14 protein-coding genes are annotated in these 17,636 nt (G+C 51.6%); 7 read left to right on the top strand and 7 right to left on the bottom strand.

What is annotated here, in order from left to right; genetic code table 11:
* Positions 1-215: 215 nt before the first annotated feature.
* On the bottom strand, positions 216-1,466 hold the full coding sequence (locus NSS79_RS13330; protein ID WP_342439708.1) for a metallophosphoesterase family protein: 1,251 nt from the start codon (positions 1,464-1,466) through the stop codon (positions 216-218).
* A 277-nt stretch (positions 1,467-1,743) separates the two neighbouring features.
* Between NSS79_RS13330 and NSS79_RS13325 the strand changes: the two genes are divergently transcribed.
* The 3 genes from NSS79_RS13325 to NSS79_RS13315 are packed head-to-tail and all read left to right on the top strand — an operon-like array spanning position 1,744 to position 5,111.
* Positions 1,744-2,457, top strand: coding sequence for a polyphosphate polymerase domain-containing protein (locus tag NSS79_RS13325; protein WP_342439707.1), 714 nt, complete (start codon positions 1,744-1,746; stop codon positions 2,455-2,457).
* Complete coding sequence (locus NSS79_RS13320) at positions 2,457-3,167, top strand: DUF4956 domain-containing protein (protein WP_342439706.1); 711 nt, start codon at positions 2,457-2,459, stop codon at positions 3,165-3,167. The genes NSS79_RS13325 and NSS79_RS13320 overlap by 1 nt, the downstream gene beginning before the upstream one ends.
* Positions 3,168-3,221: 54 nt before the next feature.
* Positions 3,222-5,111, top strand: coding sequence for a CotH kinase family protein (locus NSS79_RS13315; RefSeq protein WP_342439705.1), 1,890 nt, complete (start codon positions 3,222-3,224; stop codon positions 5,109-5,111).
* A gap of 502 nt (positions 5,112-5,613) precedes the next feature.
* Here NSS79_RS13315 and NSS79_RS13310 read toward each other — a convergent pair.
* The 3 genes from NSS79_RS13310 to NSS79_RS13300 all read right to left on the bottom strand — a co-directional run bounded on the left by NSS79_RS13310 (position 5,614) and on the right by NSS79_RS13300 (position 7,771).
* Complete coding sequence (locus NSS79_RS13310) at positions 5,614-6,264, bottom strand: DUF1775 domain-containing protein (protein ID WP_342439704.1); 651 nt, start codon at positions 6,262-6,264, stop codon at positions 5,614-5,616.
* A 65-nt stretch (positions 6,265-6,329) separates the two neighbouring features.
* The gene (locus NSS79_RS13305) at positions 6,330-6,998 is read right to left on the bottom strand and encodes a response regulator transcription factor (RefSeq protein ID WP_342439703.1); all 669 of its coding nucleotides are present in this window, start codon (positions 6,996-6,998) and stop codon (positions 6,330-6,332) included.
* Positions 6,995-7,771: a histidine kinase gene (locus NSS79_RS13300; RefSeq protein ID WP_342439702.1), complete on the bottom strand. Its 777-nt coding sequence runs from the start codon at positions 7,769-7,771 to the stop codon at positions 6,995-6,997. Before NSS79_RS13300 ends, NSS79_RS13305 begins: the two co-directional genes overlap by 4 nt.
* Positions 7,772-8,063: 292 nt before the next feature.
* Between NSS79_RS13300 and NSS79_RS13295 the strand changes: the two genes are divergently transcribed.
* The 4 genes from NSS79_RS13295 (at position 8,064) to NSS79_RS13280 (ending at position 11,393) form a co-directional block, all read left to right on the top strand.
* Positions 8,064-8,759, top strand: a complete 696-nt coding sequence (locus tag NSS79_RS13295) for a response regulator transcription factor (RefSeq protein ID WP_038590252.1) — start codon at positions 8,064-8,066, stop codon at positions 8,757-8,759.
* The gene (locus NSS79_RS13290) at positions 8,752-9,840 is read left to right on the top strand and encodes a HAMP domain-containing sensor histidine kinase (RefSeq protein WP_076112169.1); all 1,089 of its coding nucleotides are present in this window, start codon (positions 8,752-8,754) and stop codon (positions 9,838-9,840) included. The genes NSS79_RS13295 and NSS79_RS13290 overlap by 8 nt, the downstream gene beginning before the upstream one ends.
* A gap of 150 nt (positions 9,841-9,990) precedes the next feature.
* Entirely contained in the window at positions 9,991-10,857 is an 867-nt protein-coding gene (locus tag NSS79_RS13285; RefSeq protein ID WP_076112170.1) for a M15 family metallopeptidase, read from the top strand.
* 38 nt (positions 10,858-10,895) lie between these two features.
* On the top strand, positions 10,896-11,393 hold the full coding sequence (locus tag NSS79_RS13280) for a VanZ family protein (RefSeq protein WP_342439701.1): 498 nt from the start codon (positions 10,896-10,898) through the stop codon (positions 11,391-11,393).
* A 40-nt stretch (positions 11,394-11,433) separates the two neighbouring features.
* Here the strand turns inward: NSS79_RS13280 and NSS79_RS13275 are convergent, their stop codons facing one another.
* The 3 genes from NSS79_RS13275 to NSS79_RS13265 form a co-directional block, all read right to left on the bottom strand.
* Positions 11,434-12,429 (bottom strand): hypothetical protein, encoded by a 996-nt coding sequence (locus NSS79_RS13275; RefSeq protein ID WP_342439700.1) that lies wholly within the window; start codon positions 12,427-12,429, stop codon positions 11,434-11,436.
* A gap of 24 nt (positions 12,430-12,453) precedes the next feature.
* The gene (gene cysK / locus NSS79_RS13270) at positions 12,454-13,374 is read right to left on the bottom strand and encodes a cysteine synthase A (RefSeq protein ID WP_342439699.1); all 921 of its coding nucleotides are present in this window, start codon (positions 13,372-13,374) and stop codon (positions 12,454-12,456) included.
* Positions 13,375-13,657: 283 nt separating this feature from the next.
* A complete protein-coding gene (locus NSS79_RS13265) occupies positions 13,658-17,563 on the bottom strand; it encodes a discoidin domain-containing protein (RefSeq protein WP_342439698.1) in 3,906 nt (1,301 codons plus the stop codon).
* Positions 17,564-17,636 lie beyond the last annotated feature (73 nt).

The following is a 17,636-nucleotide window of genomic DNA, read 5'->3' as shown; positions in this document are numbered from 1 at the left end:
ATTCTTCGGATACGGTTACGAATCACGAACCACGCCTCCTATGATTGCTTTACTTTGTTAACGCTTTCATTATAGAGTGTAAGCAGGATTCATAGTGAGGGAAAATGGTTCAAACTTGGAGAATTCCGTCTTCTGTTATCGTACCATTTTCACACTAATTATTACATTTATAGTAAAAGACTCTCCTGACAGAATGTCAGAAGAGTCTTACTATCTTAATGCTTCAGCAGAAACTCGTCGAGTTTGTTGCCGTCCACATCATAGGCCTGATAGGTCAATGTATTTCCGCTGACCGTAATTCCGGCGTACATCTGCTTATTGTTCTGGAAATGAATTTGATGATAGTACTGATCCTCTTTCTTCTCGTTGAATTTTGCGCCGGAGGCGTTGGTCACCACGTACACCGTTCCTCCTCCGGTACCGGCAGAATTCCCGCCCTCCGGGACAACTTTTCCGGCAAGCAGCGGATACGATCTGGAATATTCATGATTATGTCCCTGGAGCACCAGATCAACCCCATACTTGTCAAATATCTCTGTCCAGTCCTCCAGCTTCTTATACATGTTCCCGCCATATGCCGGATGGTGCAGCGCTACGATTTTCCACGGTTTATCTGTAAGGGCCAGATCCTTCTTCAGCCACTTGGCTTGGCTCTTCAGGTGGCTCTCCGTATTCAGCACCGTCACATGCACAGGTCCATAATCAAAAGAATATGAGGTTCCGGCAATGGATTCCGGGTCGCCGTTATCCGGAAGGTGGAAATGCGAAGTAAAGCTTGCTGCCTGCCCGTCGACTTCATCATGGTTGCCGGTGACAGGCATCAGCGGAATGCCCGGCACCCACGCCTGCACATTGCCGAAAAAGTCATCCCATGCACCTGAATCCTCCGGCTCTTCCGTCAAATCCCCGTTATGTACGATAAACTTTGCCGCCGGGAAGGTCTGGAACGCCTTGTCCAGCGTATTGCCCCATAATTTAAAATCCGCCGCCGTCTCCCCTTGCGAATCGGTTACATTGATAAAGGTTACGCTGTCGCTGTCCGCTTCCGCCGTGGTGAACGTAGCTGCTGTGCTCCATTCGCCTTCTTTCCCGCTGCCTGCCCTGTAGGTGTACAGTGTTCCCGGCTCAAGCCCGGTCACTTCAGCTTTATGTACGCCTCTTTTGCCATCATCTGTTTTGATCACGCTGTCTATAGCCTGCACCTTGAGAACATTCCCTGCTGTAAATACGGCGCTTTTTCCTTTCACAACCTCAAGCCGTCCCTCCGCGCCCGGAGCTCCGGTAAACCAGGTGAACGCACGGCTGCTCTCCGCATCTTCCTTAAAGGTAGTGACCAGATCATACGGAGCACTGCTTTCCCCAGGTTGGGCAATCCGCTCTGATTTAAGCCATTCCAGGCCAAGGACCAGCAAGATCAATACAGCTACGATGATTACAACAATAATCAACACTTTAAAATCCTTCATGCCCATCCCCCCCTCATCGCTTGCTATCCAATCAACAACAGTACGGATTCTAGTCTTCTGTCTATAAAAGATAGCCTCCCTTGTAGACAGAAGTCAAATGACCCTCCCTAAACCTCACATAACGGCGTCATTTGTTAACGCAGTGTAAAAACTTTCAGCTAACGTTCAGGCAGATTTAAGAAAATCATAAGGTCCGTCACTTAATATGGGTTCAGCAGCAAGATTTAGGCGCAGCGGTGACCAAAACCAAACTTTTGAGAGAGAAATGGGGTGTGAGATGAATAAGAAGCTGCAATTCCGGCATGAATTGAAATTTTTCATTAACTATCATCAATACCTTATATTGCGGCAGCGGCTGCAGAGCTTGATAGATACCGACCAGAACGCCAATGACAGCGGGGAGTACCATATCCGCAGCCTGTATTTTGATGATATTAACAATTCGGCCCTTTCGGACAAGCTAGGCGGACTTAGGGAACGCGCCAAATACCGGATCCGCATCTATAACGTACAGGACGATGTCATACACTTTGAGAAAAAAATCAAAATGGACGACTACATCGCCAAGATCAAGGAACCGCTGACACGCGAAATGTATGATCAGATCATGGCCGGCAATTACGAGGTGCTGAACGTTCCGCAAAGTCCTTTGTTTATGGAGCTCTATAACCAGATGCGCCACAATTTACTGCGTCCCAAAGTGATCGTCGATTATGTCCGCGAACCTTACGTCTGCCATAAGGGCAATGTGCGGATCACTTTTGACAAGGAGCTGCGTACGGGACTGCATGGGACGGATATTTTTAATAAAGAGCTTCAGCCGGTCCGGGCGCTTGATGAGAACTTCATTATTTTCGAGGTCAAATTTGATGAATACATACCGGAATACATCAAAATTGCGCTGCAGCTAAACGGCTTAAACCGGCAATCCGCTTCGAAATACGTCATTTGCCGCAAATTTCTAAAAACCAATACTTGGGAGGATTATTAATGAGCATTTTATCCACACTGGGGGCAGCCACGGCCACAACTTTTTCCGATATGATTAAAAATTCGGTCGTAGACAACTTCGTTTCCGATATCAGCATCTCCAAAATCCTGATCACGCTCGGCGTCGCTTTTCTGATCGGATTCTTCATCTACCTGCTCTACAAACGTGTGTTCAGCGGCGTATTATACTCCAAAAGCTTCAACGTGTCCCTGATGGGCATGACTATGATCACCGCAACTGTCATTATCGCTATCAACTCCAACCTTGTGCTCTCGCTCGGTATGGTCGGCGCTTTGTCCATCGTCCGTTTCAGAACGCCGATCAAAGATCCAACGGATTTGATTTTCCTGTTCTGGGCAGCCGTTGCAGGGATCGTTACCGGTGCAGGCTTTTTCACGCTGGCGATTATCGGCTCGATCATTATCGGTCTGATTCTCTTCCTGTTCATTAAACATTCTTCAGTCGAAACTCCGTACCTGCTGGTGCTTAACTGTGAAGGCGATGACAGCGAACGCGAGGTGCACAGCCATCTGAACAAAGCCGTAAAACGTTACAACATCAAGCAAAAAACCGTAACCGCAGGCAATATCGAGCTTACGCTTGAGCTGCGTCTGAACGACAAGGAAGGCGGCTTCGTAAACACCGTCTCCGATATTGCAGGGGTCAAAAATGCCTTGCTGATCAGCTATAGCGGCGACTATGTATCTTAAGTCCCGGCCTTATGGAAGCGACAGAATATTCAATGAGGAAAGGCGGTGCTGAAGATGAAAGCACGCGGTAAGCTGACCCTGCTGATTCTTTGTTGCCTGCTGCTGGTTATCGCTATGGCGGGTTGTCAGATTGCAAATCCTTCTGCGGACAATAACAGTACTACGGATACGCAGGAAAAAGCGGTATCAAGCGAGGAACAAAGTCTGGATACGGAGGTGTTCCCGAAGGACAAGGTTGTTGATGTTAAAATCACACTGGACCCGGATGATTTCCAGGATATGCTGGACAATGCCAGCGCCGAGGAATACAAGACAGCCTCCGTGGAATACAACGGGATCAAAATGGACAATGTGGCCGTGCGGACCAAAGGCAACTTAAGCCTGCGCAGCGTTGTGCAGATGGCGGACTCCGACCGTTACAGCTTCAAGATTTCTTTTGACGAGTATGTGAACCAGAATTTATTCGGCATTACCAAAATCAACCTCAACAACAATTACAGCGATGCCTCCTATATGCGGGAGTTTCTGACCTATGAGCTGGCGGAGAGCATCGGTCTTCCGACACCGAAATACTCCTTCGTCAACGTCTACGTCAACGATGAACTGAAGGGTTTCTATCTCGCGGTGGAACAGATCGGCGACGCCTATCTGGAGCGCAACTTCGGTAATTCCTATGGTGCGTTATATAAAGGCGTAATGACCGGCCAAGGCAGTGATTTGACCTGGCTCGGCGACGATGCTTCACTCTACACGGGACTTGAGCTGAAGTCCGAAAAATCAAACGATGACGTTGTGGTCGACATGCTGGATGAACTGAACAACGGCACCGACTATGAGAAGTATATCGATATCGACGATGCTTTGGGGTATATTGCACTGAATGCCGTAACCGGCAATATGGACAGCTATCTTGGAGGAAACAAGCAGAATTATTACCTCTATGAAGATGAGGGAATCTTCTCGATTCTGCCTTGGGATTATAATATGGCTTTTGGCGGGATGGGCGGCTCGGATGTGCTGATTGACGAACCAACCCAAGGCGCTCTTGCCGAACGTCCGCTGGTGGCCAAGCTGCTGGCGAACGAGGAATACAAAACGAAATATCATGAGATGATCCGCGAAATGCTGGACGGTTATCTGCAGAACGATACGTTCAAGGCGCGGATTCAGGAGCTGGACACGATGATCTCCAGCTACGTGAAGGCTGATCCATCCGCATTCTACACGTTCGAGCAATACGAGAGTGGAATTACCTCTGTGGAGACCTTCATGTCCACCATGGCCAGTTCGGTCTCCCAGCAGCTGGACGGCACCATTCCTTCCTCCGGTGACGGAACGGGAAGCGGCATGGGCGGTGGTCCAGGCGGCGGCTTTGGCGGCGCAGGCGGGCAGGCGCCACCGGGGCAAGGTGCCATCGGCGCGGTGGCTCCGGGGCAAGACGCCAACGGCGCGGTGGCTCCGGGGCAAGACGCCAACGGCGCGGTGGCTCCGGGGCAAGACGCCAACGGCGCGGTGGCTCCGGGGCAAGACGCCAACGGCGTGGTGGCTCCGGGGCAAGGCGCCAACGGCGCAGCGGCTCCGGGGCAAAGTGCCAACGGCGCGATGGCACCGGGGCAAGGCGCTAACGGCGCGGCGGCTTCCGGGCAAGGCGCCATCGGCGCAGCGGTAGGCGGGCAGGCCGCGCAAGGCGGTGCGCCGGGTGCCATGGGCGGACCGGCGATGCCTCAAGGCGGCAACGGCCCGGGCGGTGATATGGCCGGCGGCTTCGGCGGTGGCGGTATGGGCGGCTTTGGTGGTGGTGGCTTTGGCGGCGGCGAGTTTGGCGGAGCTGGCGGTGCGCAGCAACAGGGCAGCACAAGCGAAGCCATCACAACCGGTGTGTCCATCGTTGTGCTTCTGCTTGCAGCAGCGTTTATCACCTTCTATAAACGCAAACGTCTGTAAACTGTGCAAGCTGAACATAAGAACTAGGTAATGTAAACCGGCGAATACCATAAAATAAGTTTAGTTGGGTTCACGGGAAAAGATCCTTAAGTTCGCTTTGTATTTAACTGTATTTCATACAGCTATTATCCAGGATATTGCATCGAATCGAAGAATAATTGCACTGTGTGCACTTAAAATGAGGCATTTGGAATAAACGGGTATTATTTGATACTTTTAATTGCACAAAATACAGTTATTTCGCAGGACGCGGCTCAGCAACCCTCTCGACATGTGTCCGTGCAGCCTAGCAACTAAATACTTGTGGAAGGCAACTTCCAGGCAAGTGGAGCCTCAGACGGGTGATCGTCTGAGGCTCTCTTGTTTTTAGAATATGTTAGCTGCCGTATGCCGTACACTTCGGATCTTAGTGTCAATGCGCGGAGCCTTTGCAACAGAATATTTCTTTGGAATTTTGACAAAAGCTACGTTCCACCTGCATTCTGCAAATGTCTGACTTTCCTTATTCCTTCCGCCCTCTTAACAAACTGATGGCAGCCAGTAAGAAGGACAGCAATGATATCCCCAGAGCAATATAGAGCAGCGGTGAGGTACCTGAGGATTTATCGAGGTCCTCCACAATGGCTTTGTGCTCATCCATGCTCATGGAGTCACCCGTGTCCGCCGATCCGTGGGAGTGACTGTCCCCGTTGCCGGAAGACTGCACAATCGAAGTAACGGAATGCGGCGATTCTGAGCCTTCTTCACCGGACCACTGCACCAAACTGCCGTCAGCATAATGCTGGTAGGCATTCCAGGCAATATCGCCTGCGGCATCCGGGTTCTTGGCCGTGAAGTAGAAACGCTGAAATTGTCCGGCTTGAATGCCTTCGCCGGTTGCGGTCCAGCTGACTTTATTGCCTTCGATGGTTACACTCCATCCGGGCGTTGCCTCATATTGCTTGAACTCCGCCCCCTCAGGGATGCGCAGATCCACCTGAACAGTAGCGATATCCTTCTCCGACGGCACTTTCAGTGTATAGGTCTCCCATGCACCTGTACTGGATTCTGCCGGAGCAACGGTCACATGTGCGCTGGCCACAGCCGCGAACAGCATCAGTGCTGCCACGGAAGGTGCGGCTAAAGTCATCAGTTTACAAAGCATTTTATTCATATGTGTATATTTCCCCTCTTCTCAGTTTCTATGGTATCTGTCAGGTTCCCTCTTAATACCCGTTATCACTGTGGTTTCCTCGGAAAATCCCGCTCCCGCGAGGCCAGTCCCTGCTCCAGGGCATACCGCGTCAGCTGCGTACGGTTCTGGAGCTGCAGCTTTTGCAGGATGTTTTTCAGATGATTTTTGACCGTATGCTCGGAAATCCCGAGTTCAGCCGCAATCTCCCTGTTGGTGGAACCGGAGGAGACACAGCCCAGTATTTCCTTCTCCCGCGCCGTTAATGCTTCCCGCTCTTCCTTGACCGAAGTAACGGCAAACTCCTTCAGAATCTGAAAAGCCAGCTCCCGGCTCAGCGGAACCTCCTCACTGACAATTGCCAGCAAATATTCAATCCAGGTCGAAGGCGCCAGATTCTTCAGCAGATATCCCTGCGCGCCCTGCTTCAGCGCCTCGAACAGATAGGAGATTTCATCCGACACGGTCACGATGACGATTTTGACATAAGGGTATTCCAGCTTGATCCGCCGTGTCGTCTCCAGTCCGTCCATCCCCGGCATCTCAATGTCAATCAGGATCAGATCCGGCATCCACTGTGCGGTCCAGACCATGGCCTCGGCTCCGCTCGCCACTGCTCCAATGACCTCAAAACGCTCATCCATCGCCAGAATCTCGCACATCGCCTCACGCGCGTGAGCATGATCGTCCACAACCAGTACCCGGCAGCGATTCATTCGGCGTCTCCCCCTTTCGTTATTTCAACAAGGGTCCCGGCGGCATCCGATCCCAGCGATAATCTCCAGCCCATCCGCTCTGCCCGTTCTCTCATAATCTGCAGGCCATAACTTCCGCTCACTGCAAAAGGGTCCTCATACGGGATGCCTGCACCGTCATCCGTGACAGCTACTCTCCAACGCTCCCGGCCGCCTTGCCCGGATATGGCTACTTTGCCCGCCCGTGTATGCTTGCGCACATTAATGATAGCCTCACGGATGCAGGACAGCAGCTCTGCCTTTTCAGCGGAAGTGAGTGCTTCGTCATCCAGACTCCAGTCCAGCGACACTTCTATCATCACCTCACTTGCCATCTGCGCCAGCTGCTCCTTAACGGACTGCTCCAGGGTGAAGTTCTGCGCAACGCTGACTGGAACCTTCAGGTTCGCAATGGCCTGGCGTACATAAGAATTGACCTCATGCACTGTTTTTTTGATCTGCTCAATGCTTTCCCCGCTCACCTCACCATTCCTGCGGTTCTGCTCCAGACGCTCAATCCGCACAGACAACAGAAACAGCGACTGCGCCATCCCGTCATGCAGCTCTTTAGCCAGACCCTCACGGGCTTCCATCGCCGTTTTGACTGCCCGTTCCTGCTCCAGCTCCCGCTGGTTCCGTTCCAATAACGAGAACAGCGGCAGCAGCAGCACGATGCTGAACAGGAATACAAGCACTGGCGTCAGATAATTCCCTATGTCCATAGAGATATAAGGCATCAGAAACTGGTGGCGCACAATCTCCCAAATGCCGACCATCACTGTCGGAAGTAGCAGAATAAGCAGCTTGATTCTCGTATACGTTGCTGTCCCCTCCCAAATCTTAATGTATAGAATAGCATTCCCAAGCTAGCGCCGGCATGACTCTTTCGGGCTATACCCTCTTTGAAATGTTACAAATATAAGTATTTAAAATATTAACATTACCGAAAATCGCCGCTCGCGAAAGCTAAACCGATAAGGTAAACTAGGAGCAAAGCGTTAATTGAAGTCCACATTACATGTTAACTTATACAGGAGCGAAAATGAAATGAAACGAATTACGATTCTAATCGCCGATGACGATGCCGAGATTGCCGGACTGGTTGCCTTGCACCTGGAAAAAGAGGGCTACCATCTGATCAAAGTATCTGACGGACGAGCCGCCGTGCAGGCGGTCCAGACCCACTCCATTGATTTAGCAATTCTGGATATTATGATGCCCGGCCTGGACGGGCATGAAGTCACCCGGCAGATCCGCGAGCAGCACCAGATGCCGATCATCTTCCTGAGTGCCAAAACCTCGGACCTGGACAAGATCACCGGCCTCGTAATCGGAGCCGATGACTATATGACCAAGCCGTTTAATCCCATGGAGCTGGTCGCCAGAGTGAACGCGCAGCTGCGCCGTTCCATGCAGCTGAGCCGGCCGGTCTCCGGCAGCAAGGCTGTGCTCGAAGCGGGCGGCTTGATTGTTGATCCTGACTGCCGCACCGTGACGTTATACGGGAACAACATCGAGCTGACACCCAAAGAATTTGATATCCTATACCTTATGGCCAGCTACCCCAAGAAGGTCTTCAGTGCCGAGCAGCTTTTTCAGCAGGTGTGGGGTGAAGCCTATTTTGAGAGCGGGAACACAGTGATGGTGCATATCCGTACCCTGCGCAAAAAGCTTGGCGAAGATCAAAACAAAAATAAATGGATCAAAACCATTTGGGGAGTAGGTTATACATTCAATGGCTAAAATGATCCGCAGCTTCCGCTTTAAAATGATCTTGATGCTGATAATGAGCATGTTTTGCTCAGGTGTCCTTACCTTTGCGCTGTATAAAGTGCTTCAGCTTTATTACCAATCAGAGGTTAAGCTGGAGGACAAGCTGGCCCGGTTCCGGTATATGATCGGCAGCGTCGGCGATCTCAATTTCTTTCTGATCTTATTTATTCCGCTGGCCATCCTCTTTTTCTTCCTCTTTACCAAACCCTATGCCACCTATTTCCGGGAGATTTCCAAGCATATTCATTTGCTGGCAAACGGTGATTTCAAAAGCAGGCTCAATCTCTCATCGAATGACGAGTTCGACGATATTGCCGCAGACCTGAATCTGGCGAGTGAAATGCTGCAGAAAGCGGTGGAACGGGGAGATTTTGCCGAAAACAGCAAGGACAAGCTGGTCTTGAATTTGGCCCATGATCTGCGTACTCCGCTGACCTCTGTGCTGGGTTATCTGGATCTCGTGTTGAAGGAAGGTCAGCTTTCTGCAGATCAGATCAAACATTATACGACCATCGCCTATACCAAATCCCAGAGGCTTGAAAAGCTCATTGATGAGCTTTTTGAAATCACCAGAATGAACTACGGTATGCTTACCATCAACAAAGAGCTGCTTGATCTAAGCGAACTGCTGAGCCAATTAAATGAGGAATTATATCCTGTCTTTGAGAGCAATGGACTGACAGCACGCCTGAACACCCCTCCCCGGATCGAAATCGAGGGCGACGGTGAGCTGCTGGCACGCGTATTCGAGAATCTGCTGACCAATGCCGCCCGGTACGGCAAAGATGGCCAGTATGTGGATGTCAGCTGCAGTCCGCAGGCGGAGGATACCGTCATTCAGGTTATCAATTATGGCGGCAGCATCCCTGCAGAACAACTGCCCCATCTATTCGACATGTTCTATACCGGAGACCGGGCCCGCAGCCACCAAGAAGGCGGAACTGGACTCGGCCTGTTCATTGCCAAAAATATCGTCGAACAGCATGGCGGCAGCATCTCTGTGCAAAGTGACATCATCCGCACCCTTTTTGAGGTTCGGCTGCCACGGTAGCTGTAATCTTTTCGTTACACGGATTTCAACATGCTTATTATCCGTTTCAGCATTGAATTAGTATAATTTAAGAAAAACTTTATTTTTACCCCACTTCTTTTTAAACGCTCTCTCTTATCCTTAAAGAATGAACACAAGGAGGAGACAGAAATGAAAAAAAAGAAGTGGGTTTTTTGGCTTGTCATCCTGATGCTGTTGGGCTATGAAGCGGTTCACAAGGAAGCGGAAATCACAGGAAATGATCTTACGGACAAGAGGTCCAAAGTGATCACAGCGGGTCCCGGACGAACTGACATTACAGTTATTTCCACAAAACAGATCTACAAGGGAAACCTGTTACTCGTCAACAAGAATTATCCAGTACATAAATCAGGAGTTACAAAGGACATCGTCAACCTGTTTGAGCATCAGGAACTGGTGCAAGGATACGGGCTGCTGGACAACACGATTATGCTGTCGCAAAACGTGGTGCAGCGCTTCTCAGAGATGATTGAAGCAGCTGCCACCGACGGCGTTTCGAATTTTCTGATCAGCAGCGGGTACCGGGATACGGAAGAACAAAAGCGGCTATATGAGGAAAAAGGCGCCGAATACGCGCTGCCGCCAGGCCACAGCGAGCATAATCTTGGCTTGTCGCTGGATATCGGATCTACACAGACGGCGATGAACAACGCACCAGAAGGCAAATGGCTGCAGAAGAATGCCTGGAAATACGGATTTATTTTACGTTACCCGAATGACAAGACGGCCATTACCGGCATTCAGTATGAACCCTGGCATTTCCGCTATGTCGGTTTGCCGCACAGCAGAATTATGCAGGACAACAATTTCACACTGGAAGAGTATCTCGAATTCATCAAGGAGCAGCAGACCTATTCGGCAACGGTGGATGGAGAGCCATACCAGGTTTCGTATCATTCCGTTACCGGCAATACACCGATCCCGGTACCGGCTGACCGCCGTTTTGAGCTGTCGGGCAACAATATGGACGGGGTTATTTTGACCGTGTTCCCCTGACAGGCATGGCAGTAATCAATAGAAAGTGAGGATAAGAAATGAAGCGTACACAAGCCAATAGAGAGATTGCAGTGCAGATCTTTTTCGCCTTGTATGTCTATGCGTTGTTTAAAATCATTTTATTTAAGTTCGGCTCCATAAATTTCATCTTTCTCTGGGATCAATTACAACACAGTCCGCACAACATCGACCGTGCGATGCAATGGGGCAATTTCATCCCGCTGGCCACCATATCGAACACACTCGATAACCTGACAAGTCACACACTGCTCAATCTGGGCGGAAATATCGCTTTATTCCTGCCGTATGGCATGTTCCTTATACTCCAGTCAAGCAGCCGGAGAATTTCATTATTGCATGTGTTAATTCGCTCCCTGGGTTTAAGTCTGATATTGGAATGTGCACAGGCTCTCCTCTCTATTGGTACCTTTGATGTCGACGATCTCATTCTGAATACCCTTGGAGGAGTAATCGGATATAATATGCTTCGACTGTTCGCGCACAAGAAAAAAGTCCAGCCCGCCACAGAATCATGACGGCTGGACTTTGTGTAACACAGATACGCATTTACAGCAGCTACAAAGGCGAGGTATAACGGCCGTACTGGATATCCAGCTCTTTGAAGGTATCCCCTTCCTGGGACAGGAAAAAGGAATTAATCCCCTCTGCGCCCCACCAATTCAGCCCGAGCAGCAGTCCGTCTGTAGTCTCGGCAGCAAATAACAACGAGAACATCTCCGGCAGGACCTCACCGCCGTCATCTACACGCCATACTGAATATTCATCCTCCTGAACAACGGCGGGATAATCCATGAACTTGAGCTTCCCGCCATCCTCTACAACAAGACTGAACAGCATGTTCTTGTTCTGTCTCACGAATTGCACCAGATACAGGCCACGGTCCGGGGGCAAATCCGCCAGCTTCCAGGCGGCCTTGATTTCCCGCTGTTTAACCGCAGAAATGCTCTTTCGCAGAGGATCATCAGCGCTGAGCTGTCCGCGATCTGTTGCTGCCGGCTGAATCTCAAGCAGTGACTTGAGCTTAAACTCAGCGGAATCGGTCAAATAGTAGGTTTCATCCGGGTCTGCGCCGTCTTCATCTACCGTATAGACATACCCCCGCAGATTGGCAAAATTATTCGCCGACTCCCGCCCGTTACTGTTTTCGCTTCCAGCCTGCCATTTCTCGAACGTTAACGTGAGAATTTGGCCGTTATTGCCGACAGCCGTGTTCAGGGATTTCATCTGTTCCATCTCACTGTCATCTTCCCGGGTCATCAGGATATGCTTCCCTTCTGCATCGGCAAACCCGAACGTGGTTTGCAGCTTGGCAGTTTCCATATATTCCTTTGATGCTGAAGCCGAGGCCGGAGGGTTCGAAGTTGTTCCACCATCGGTTCCCTTGACCGGCGGTGCACTGGCTTCATCCGTAACCGCCGGAGACGGCGTTGCACTTGCTACTACGTCAGACGGCGAGGAAGTGGACGTTGTCCCTTCCTCTGTAGCCGCATTTTGCGCAGAACATCCTGTCAGCAGCACGCAAGTAATCACTATACCCCGGAAAAGCTTCATTCTACATTTCCCCCCAGAGAAGTATTAAAATATCCCCATGCTCAGATAACGCTCACCGGTATCCGGAGCGATGCAGAGAACACGTTTGCCGCTCCCCAGACGCCGCGCTTCCTGTAATGCCGTCCACACCGCTGCTCCGCCGGAAGGGCCAATCAATATCCCCTCCGTGCTGGCCAGCGCTTTCACTGTTTCCAGTGCATCCTCGTCGGACACCTGGACGATTTCATCATATACATCCGTGTTCAGAATGGCGGGGACAAATCCCGGGCTGGTTCCGACCAGCTTATGCGGGCCGGGCTTACCGCCCGAAAGCACCGGTGAGCCTTGCGGCTCCACCACAACGATCTTGATGCCGGGCAGCTCCCGGCGCAGCACCTCGCCGGTTCCGGTAATCGTGCCTCCGGTTCCGGAAGTGGCGACGAACACATCGAGCCTGCCGTCCATCTGGGCAACAATTTCCGGTGCCGTTGTCGTGCGGTGGATGTCCGGATTGGCTTTATTCTCAAACTGCTGGGGAATGAAGCTGTCCGCGATTTCTGCGCCAAGCTCCAGCGCCTTGGCAATTGCGCCCGGCATCCGCTCCGCCGCCGGAGTCAGCACCACTTCAGCACCATATGCCTTCAGAATATTAATCCGTTCCTTTGTCATATTGTCCGGCATGACCAGTATGGCCTTATAGCCCTTCGCCGCTGCGTTCATCGCCAGCCCGATGCCGGTATTTCCGCTCGTCGGCTCGATAATGGTTCCACCGGGTTTCAGCAAGCCGCCAAGCTCAGCTTGCCGGATCAGATTATACGCGGCCCGGTCTTTCACGCTGCCGCTGGGGTTGAACATTTCCAGCTTCACATACACTTCCGCATCTTCCGGTCCGGTAAGGCGGTTCAACCGCAGGGCTGGCGTATCGCCGATCAGTTCCGTAATATTATTGACTACCAGGGGTGTCATAGTAAATCCTCCTAACAGTTTTGTGAGCGCTGCATCCATGAGTGTTCTTCGTATAAAACTGGCATCGGAAGCATGGGCTTTACTCCATATACTTTGTAACACCCATTGTAGGCTATGGCCCGGCACTTGTCGATTGCCGGGAATCCGGGCTGCTCATGCCGCTTCTTTATTCCCCGGCAAAAGGCCGCCCCCCTGTGTCGGCGGGAGGCGGCCCTGCTGTGAAACGGGCACTGCTAATGAAAGCAGCAGCACTCCGTTTCTATGGGTCTGTTCAGCTGGCTGTCTAAGGATTAACGTTGATCGTAAAGGTGGACGTATTATTTTTAATAGGAGTGACTGTATTGGTAATCTTCAAGTTGTTGAAGACTACCGAACCCATTGCCGGGCCTTGACCGGCTTCCGCCGATTCATTGGCCCAAATGCCCACTCCCGACTTGGCATCAAATGCGTCCCCGCTCTTCTGCGCACCGGAAATCGTAATGTTGGAGAAGATTGTATCCGCGACAGGGAACTGCGGTGAAGAGCCCACATAGTTGGTCTGAAACATAATGCCGTGGTAAGTCGGATCGATAATGTCCACATCACTGACCCGGATGCCCTGGAACACCTTCGATGCCGAGAATACCCAGATGGCCGGGAAGGTCTGGCTGCCCCAGAAGTGTCCGCCTGCACGGACAATCGAAATATTCTGGAAGTTCGTCGGCGGTGAAGCGCCAAATCCGTTCATCGGATACCCGAAGTCGAGTGAGCTGATGGTAATCCCGGAATAGCACAACGTGTCGGCAATATAAATGTTGCGGAAGGTATTGGCATAACCGCCATAGACCGCCACACCGGCTGCGCGCCAGGTCAGGATTGAGGTCAGATTCTCATAGACATTGTCCTTCATGTCCGAACCGCCGGAATCAATCGCCGAGAACAGTGCAAAGCTGTCATCTCCGGTGGCCCGCGCTTCATTGTTGGATACGAGATTGTTGGTGCTGCCGTTTGTCATATTAATACCGTCGGCAAAGGTATTGCGGATACGCGAGTTTTTGATCACCATGTAGTCGGTATTCGCACCCCAGAACATGCATACCTGATGCTCGGTCCAAATGTTGTCGATCGTAATGTTCGACACATTGGAGAAATCAAACACTTTACCGGGTCCGTCGATCCGCGAAGTATAATTGCCGAAATAAGCGAAGCCCGAGAAGGTCGATCCATTGGCGGAATCGGTGGCTCTGAATCCGACATCCGTATTGGACTGGCTGACTGGAGCATAAAACCGGGTGTACCACGGTCCTGCACCGACGATCTTCACGGCTTTGCCGTAGACCTGGAACTTGCTTGAGGTCTCGTAAGTTCCGGCAGGCAGATATACCCCCACAAGGTTGCCGGTGTTATCCATACGGACTTTATCCAGCGCATTCTGCACATCCTGATGGCTGAAACCGGCAGGAACCGCATATTTAGCCGGGTCCGGATTGGCTATTGGCGACACCTGCTCCAGACTGATAAAGTCGATGGCATACTTCGAGGTGTTTGCCGCATCCTTTTGCAGCCTAATCGTGCTTCCTTCCGGAATAGTGCTGTCGAACATAATGTTCGCTTCATCATAGATATGGCGCGGGGAACCGGAGCCCGGGGAGTTGCCGGGACTGGTTTCCGGGCCGTACAACCAGGCATACTTGGAGGTCAGGCTGATCGCCTTGTTGAACACTCCATTGACGTAAATGTTCAGTGTGGCATTGGTTCCATCACCGCTGGCCGAATCCGGAATGGAGAACCGGGTAACCAGCGTATTGGTACTGGCCTTTGTGGTGAATTCCACATAGCTGCCGGTCGTGTTCAGCGTTACCGCCCTCCGGCCCGAAGCTTCACCGGCCAGATCACCGATGGTGCGGTTTGGGGCAAGCTTAACAGCTCCGCCGCCGACAACACCATCCTCGGCCTCATACATGTCGTAAGGCATGTTCGCCCCGTGGCCGACAAACAGCGGCTGGGTCTGAATATTGTTGGCCCGTTTCACCGGAAGCTCATTGGTATCCACGGCAATTTCGCTCTTCACCGTGTATTTGCCGTTCGCCGCAGTCCATGTGCCCAAAGTGACCGGAGCCGTTGTGGCACCGCTGGCGATTACTCCGTTGTAGGAGCCAGTTAAGGTTTTGACCACGGCATTGGTGGTGGCATCAGTCACCGTCAGCGTTATGTTATGCGAACCGCCGGCGGAAGCTGCTGTCCCTTGGTTTTTGATGGCAACCGAGAAGGTTACGGTATTGCCTCCGGCCGGATTTCCCGGGGTCCAGCTTACCGGGGAAGCGAGCAGATCGGAGCTTGATACAGGCGCAACAGTAAGAGAAGACGGATGGGTGTAATTGTTGTTGCCTTCATTCAGTTCAATAACAGTGTTACTCTCATCCACCTTGGCGCCCAGTGCATAGGTGGCCGCATCTTGGGCACCGATGTTAAGCGAGACATTGGCTGAGGCTCCTGCGGCAAGTGCCCCTACCGGAGCCGTCCCTACCTTGGTCGTGCCCAGATAAAAGCTGACATTTGTCGCTGTGGATGCTGCGGTTCCGGCATTTTTGACGACTGCGGTTAAGGTGATGGCATCCGTTTCCACCGGAGCAGAAGGGCTCCAGGACATTGCCGTCACCGTCAGATCAGGATTCGCTGCCGGCGTGCCGGTAATTTGAAATTCTGCAACCTGGCCGGCATTTGAACCGGAGTTGCTGGTGAACTTCAGTTGAAGCTCACTGGCCGTTGCCGTAACCGGAATGGTCACTGAATTGCCGCTGGCCGGATTAAAGGTATACAGGGTAGCCGGAACGAGACTTGTAAAGGTGGAGGTTGCCTGATTGTGTCCCAATACCTCAATTGTTTGGGTACGGGTTGCCCAGGCCGCCGCCGGATTCAGCTTCACGACAACAGAAGTAATGCTGGCATTGGCCCCAAGGTTGACCGTCAGCGTATTCGGATAGCTGGCAGCCCCGCCTTCCCAGTAAGTGGTGACATCGCCGTCATTCGCATGGCCAGGAACAAACGTAAATATGGATGAGGAAGCATTAATGGTTTTGCCGATGGCCAGATTCGATCCTGGACCTGTGCTTGGGGTAGCTGTAGGTGAAACCGTTGGTGTTGGCGTAACCGTTGGTGTGGCTGTAGGCGTTGGTGAGGGTGTTGCTGTTGGGGTTGCTGTTGGGGTTGCTGTTGGGGTTGCTGTTGGGGTTGCTGTCGGTGTGGTTGTTGGAGTTGGTACGGTTGTTGGGGTCGCCGTAGGTGTAGCCGCCGGAGTAAGAACCAGATGATCCATATTAACATTGCCGGTATCTCCGGAATCGTATTTATAGGAAATTGTGTTGTTACCGGCAGAGAGAGTCAATATTTCATCTTGTGTGGACCAAGTGTCCCAGTTCGCCAGATTGGGAAGCGAAGTCTGCTTAACCTTTGTTCCGTTCACGTAGACACTTAATGTTCTGGTGCTGCCTGAAGCATTGGCATACCTGAGCGAAACATTGTAGCTGCCTGCAGTGGCAGCAGTAACCGTAAAGGCTGTGGTTGCACCTTGTCCAAGATATCCGTCCACAAATGCCGAGCCTGTATAGCCGGCATGGTCGGTGTTCGTCTTGGCTCCACCGGATAATGCGGCAGCTTCCGCTTCATAAGTGCCGGTTGGCGTTGGGGTCGTCCCATAGACCTCAATCTCGGATACCTGTGCTGCCTGCCAACCCGTATTTGCAGTAAAGTTTAATTTGATGTATCTGGCGTTTGCTGCGGTAAAATTAATGGTTACCGTGTTGGAGCCGCTTGACGGATTAAACGTATAACTCGCCGATGCCGCAAGGTTGCTGTACGCAGAATCATTCGTGCTGCCTTGAACAGCTAACGTCTGCGTTCTTGGCTCCCAGGCAGCAGGCAGCTTCAGCACCACCTGGTTCACATTGCTGCTTGTGCCCAAATCTATCTTTAGCCATTGCGGAAAAGCATTGCTTGCACTTTCCCAATATGTCCCTTGATTGCCGTCATTGGCATTCGCCGCCACATAAACGTCGCCGACCGAGCTTGCGGTAATTGTTTTGCCCTGCGCCAGATTGGCCGCCGCAGAGCTTACAGCCGGAAACAGTACCAATTGGCCTACAAACAACGCAACAATCAAACCATAGATGAGGAATGTTTTCCTGGCAGATGCCTTGTTTCCTGTTAACATATACGAGCCACCTTCCATAATGTTATGGATCATGTTAAAGAAAGCGCATTCACAAACAATTTGTTTCCCCCTT

Source organism: Paenibacillus sp. FSL L8-0436 (assembly GCF_038593025.1).
In the GTDB taxonomy this organism is placed as follows: domain Bacteria; phylum Bacillota; class Bacilli; order Paenibacillales; family Paenibacillaceae; genus Paenibacillus_AQ.
This window is presented reverse-complemented; position numbering and strand designations above follow the sequence as displayed.

Excerpts from the sequence above, each read along its gene's own strand:
- NSS79_RS13330 (WP_342439708.1), bottom strand. The coding sequence starts at position 1,466 with ATGAAGGATTTTAAAGTGTTGATTATTGTTGTAATCATCGTAGCTGTA.
- NSS79_RS13325 (WP_342439707.1), top strand. The coding sequence starts at position 1,744 with ATGAATAAGAAGCTGCAATTCCGGCATGAATTGAAATTTTTCATTAAC.
- NSS79_RS13320 (WP_342439706.1), top strand. The coding sequence starts at position 2,457 with ATGAGCATTTTATCCACACTGGGGGCAGCCACGGCCACAACTTTTTCC.
- NSS79_RS13315 (WP_342439705.1), top strand. The coding sequence starts at position 3,222 with ATGAAAGCACGCGGTAAGCTGACCCTGCTGATTCTTTGTTGCCTGCTG.
- NSS79_RS13310 (WP_342439704.1), bottom strand. The coding sequence starts at position 6,264 with ATGAATAAAATGCTTTGTAAACTGATGACTTTAGCCGCACCTTCCGTG.
- NSS79_RS13305 (WP_342439703.1), bottom strand. The coding sequence starts at position 6,998 with ATGAATCGCTGCCGGGTACTGGTTGTGGACGATCATGCTCACGCGCGT.
- NSS79_RS13295 (WP_038590252.1), top strand. The coding sequence starts at position 8,064 with ATGAAACGAATTACGATTCTAATCGCCGATGACGATGCCGAGATTGCC.
- NSS79_RS13290 (WP_076112169.1), top strand. The coding sequence starts at position 8,752 with ATGGCTAAAATGATCCGCAGCTTCCGCTTTAAAATGATCTTGATGCTG.
- NSS79_RS13285 (WP_076112170.1), top strand. The coding sequence starts at position 9,991 with ATGAAAAAAAAGAAGTGGGTTTTTTGGCTTGTCATCCTGATGCTGTTG.
- NSS79_RS13280 (WP_342439701.1), top strand. The coding sequence starts at position 10,896 with ATGAAGCGTACACAAGCCAATAGAGAGATTGCAGTGCAGATCTTTTTC.
- NSS79_RS13275 (WP_342439700.1), bottom strand. The coding sequence starts at position 12,429 with ATGAAGCTTTTCCGGGGTATAGTGATTACTTGCGTGCTGCTGACAGGA.
- cysK (WP_342439699.1), bottom strand. The coding sequence starts at position 13,374 with ATGACACCCCTGGTAGTCAATAATATTACGGAACTGATCGGCGATACG.
- NSS79_RS13265 (WP_342439698.1), bottom strand. The coding sequence starts at position 17,563 with ATGTTAACAGGAAACAAGGCATCTGCCAGGAAAACATTCCTCATCTAT.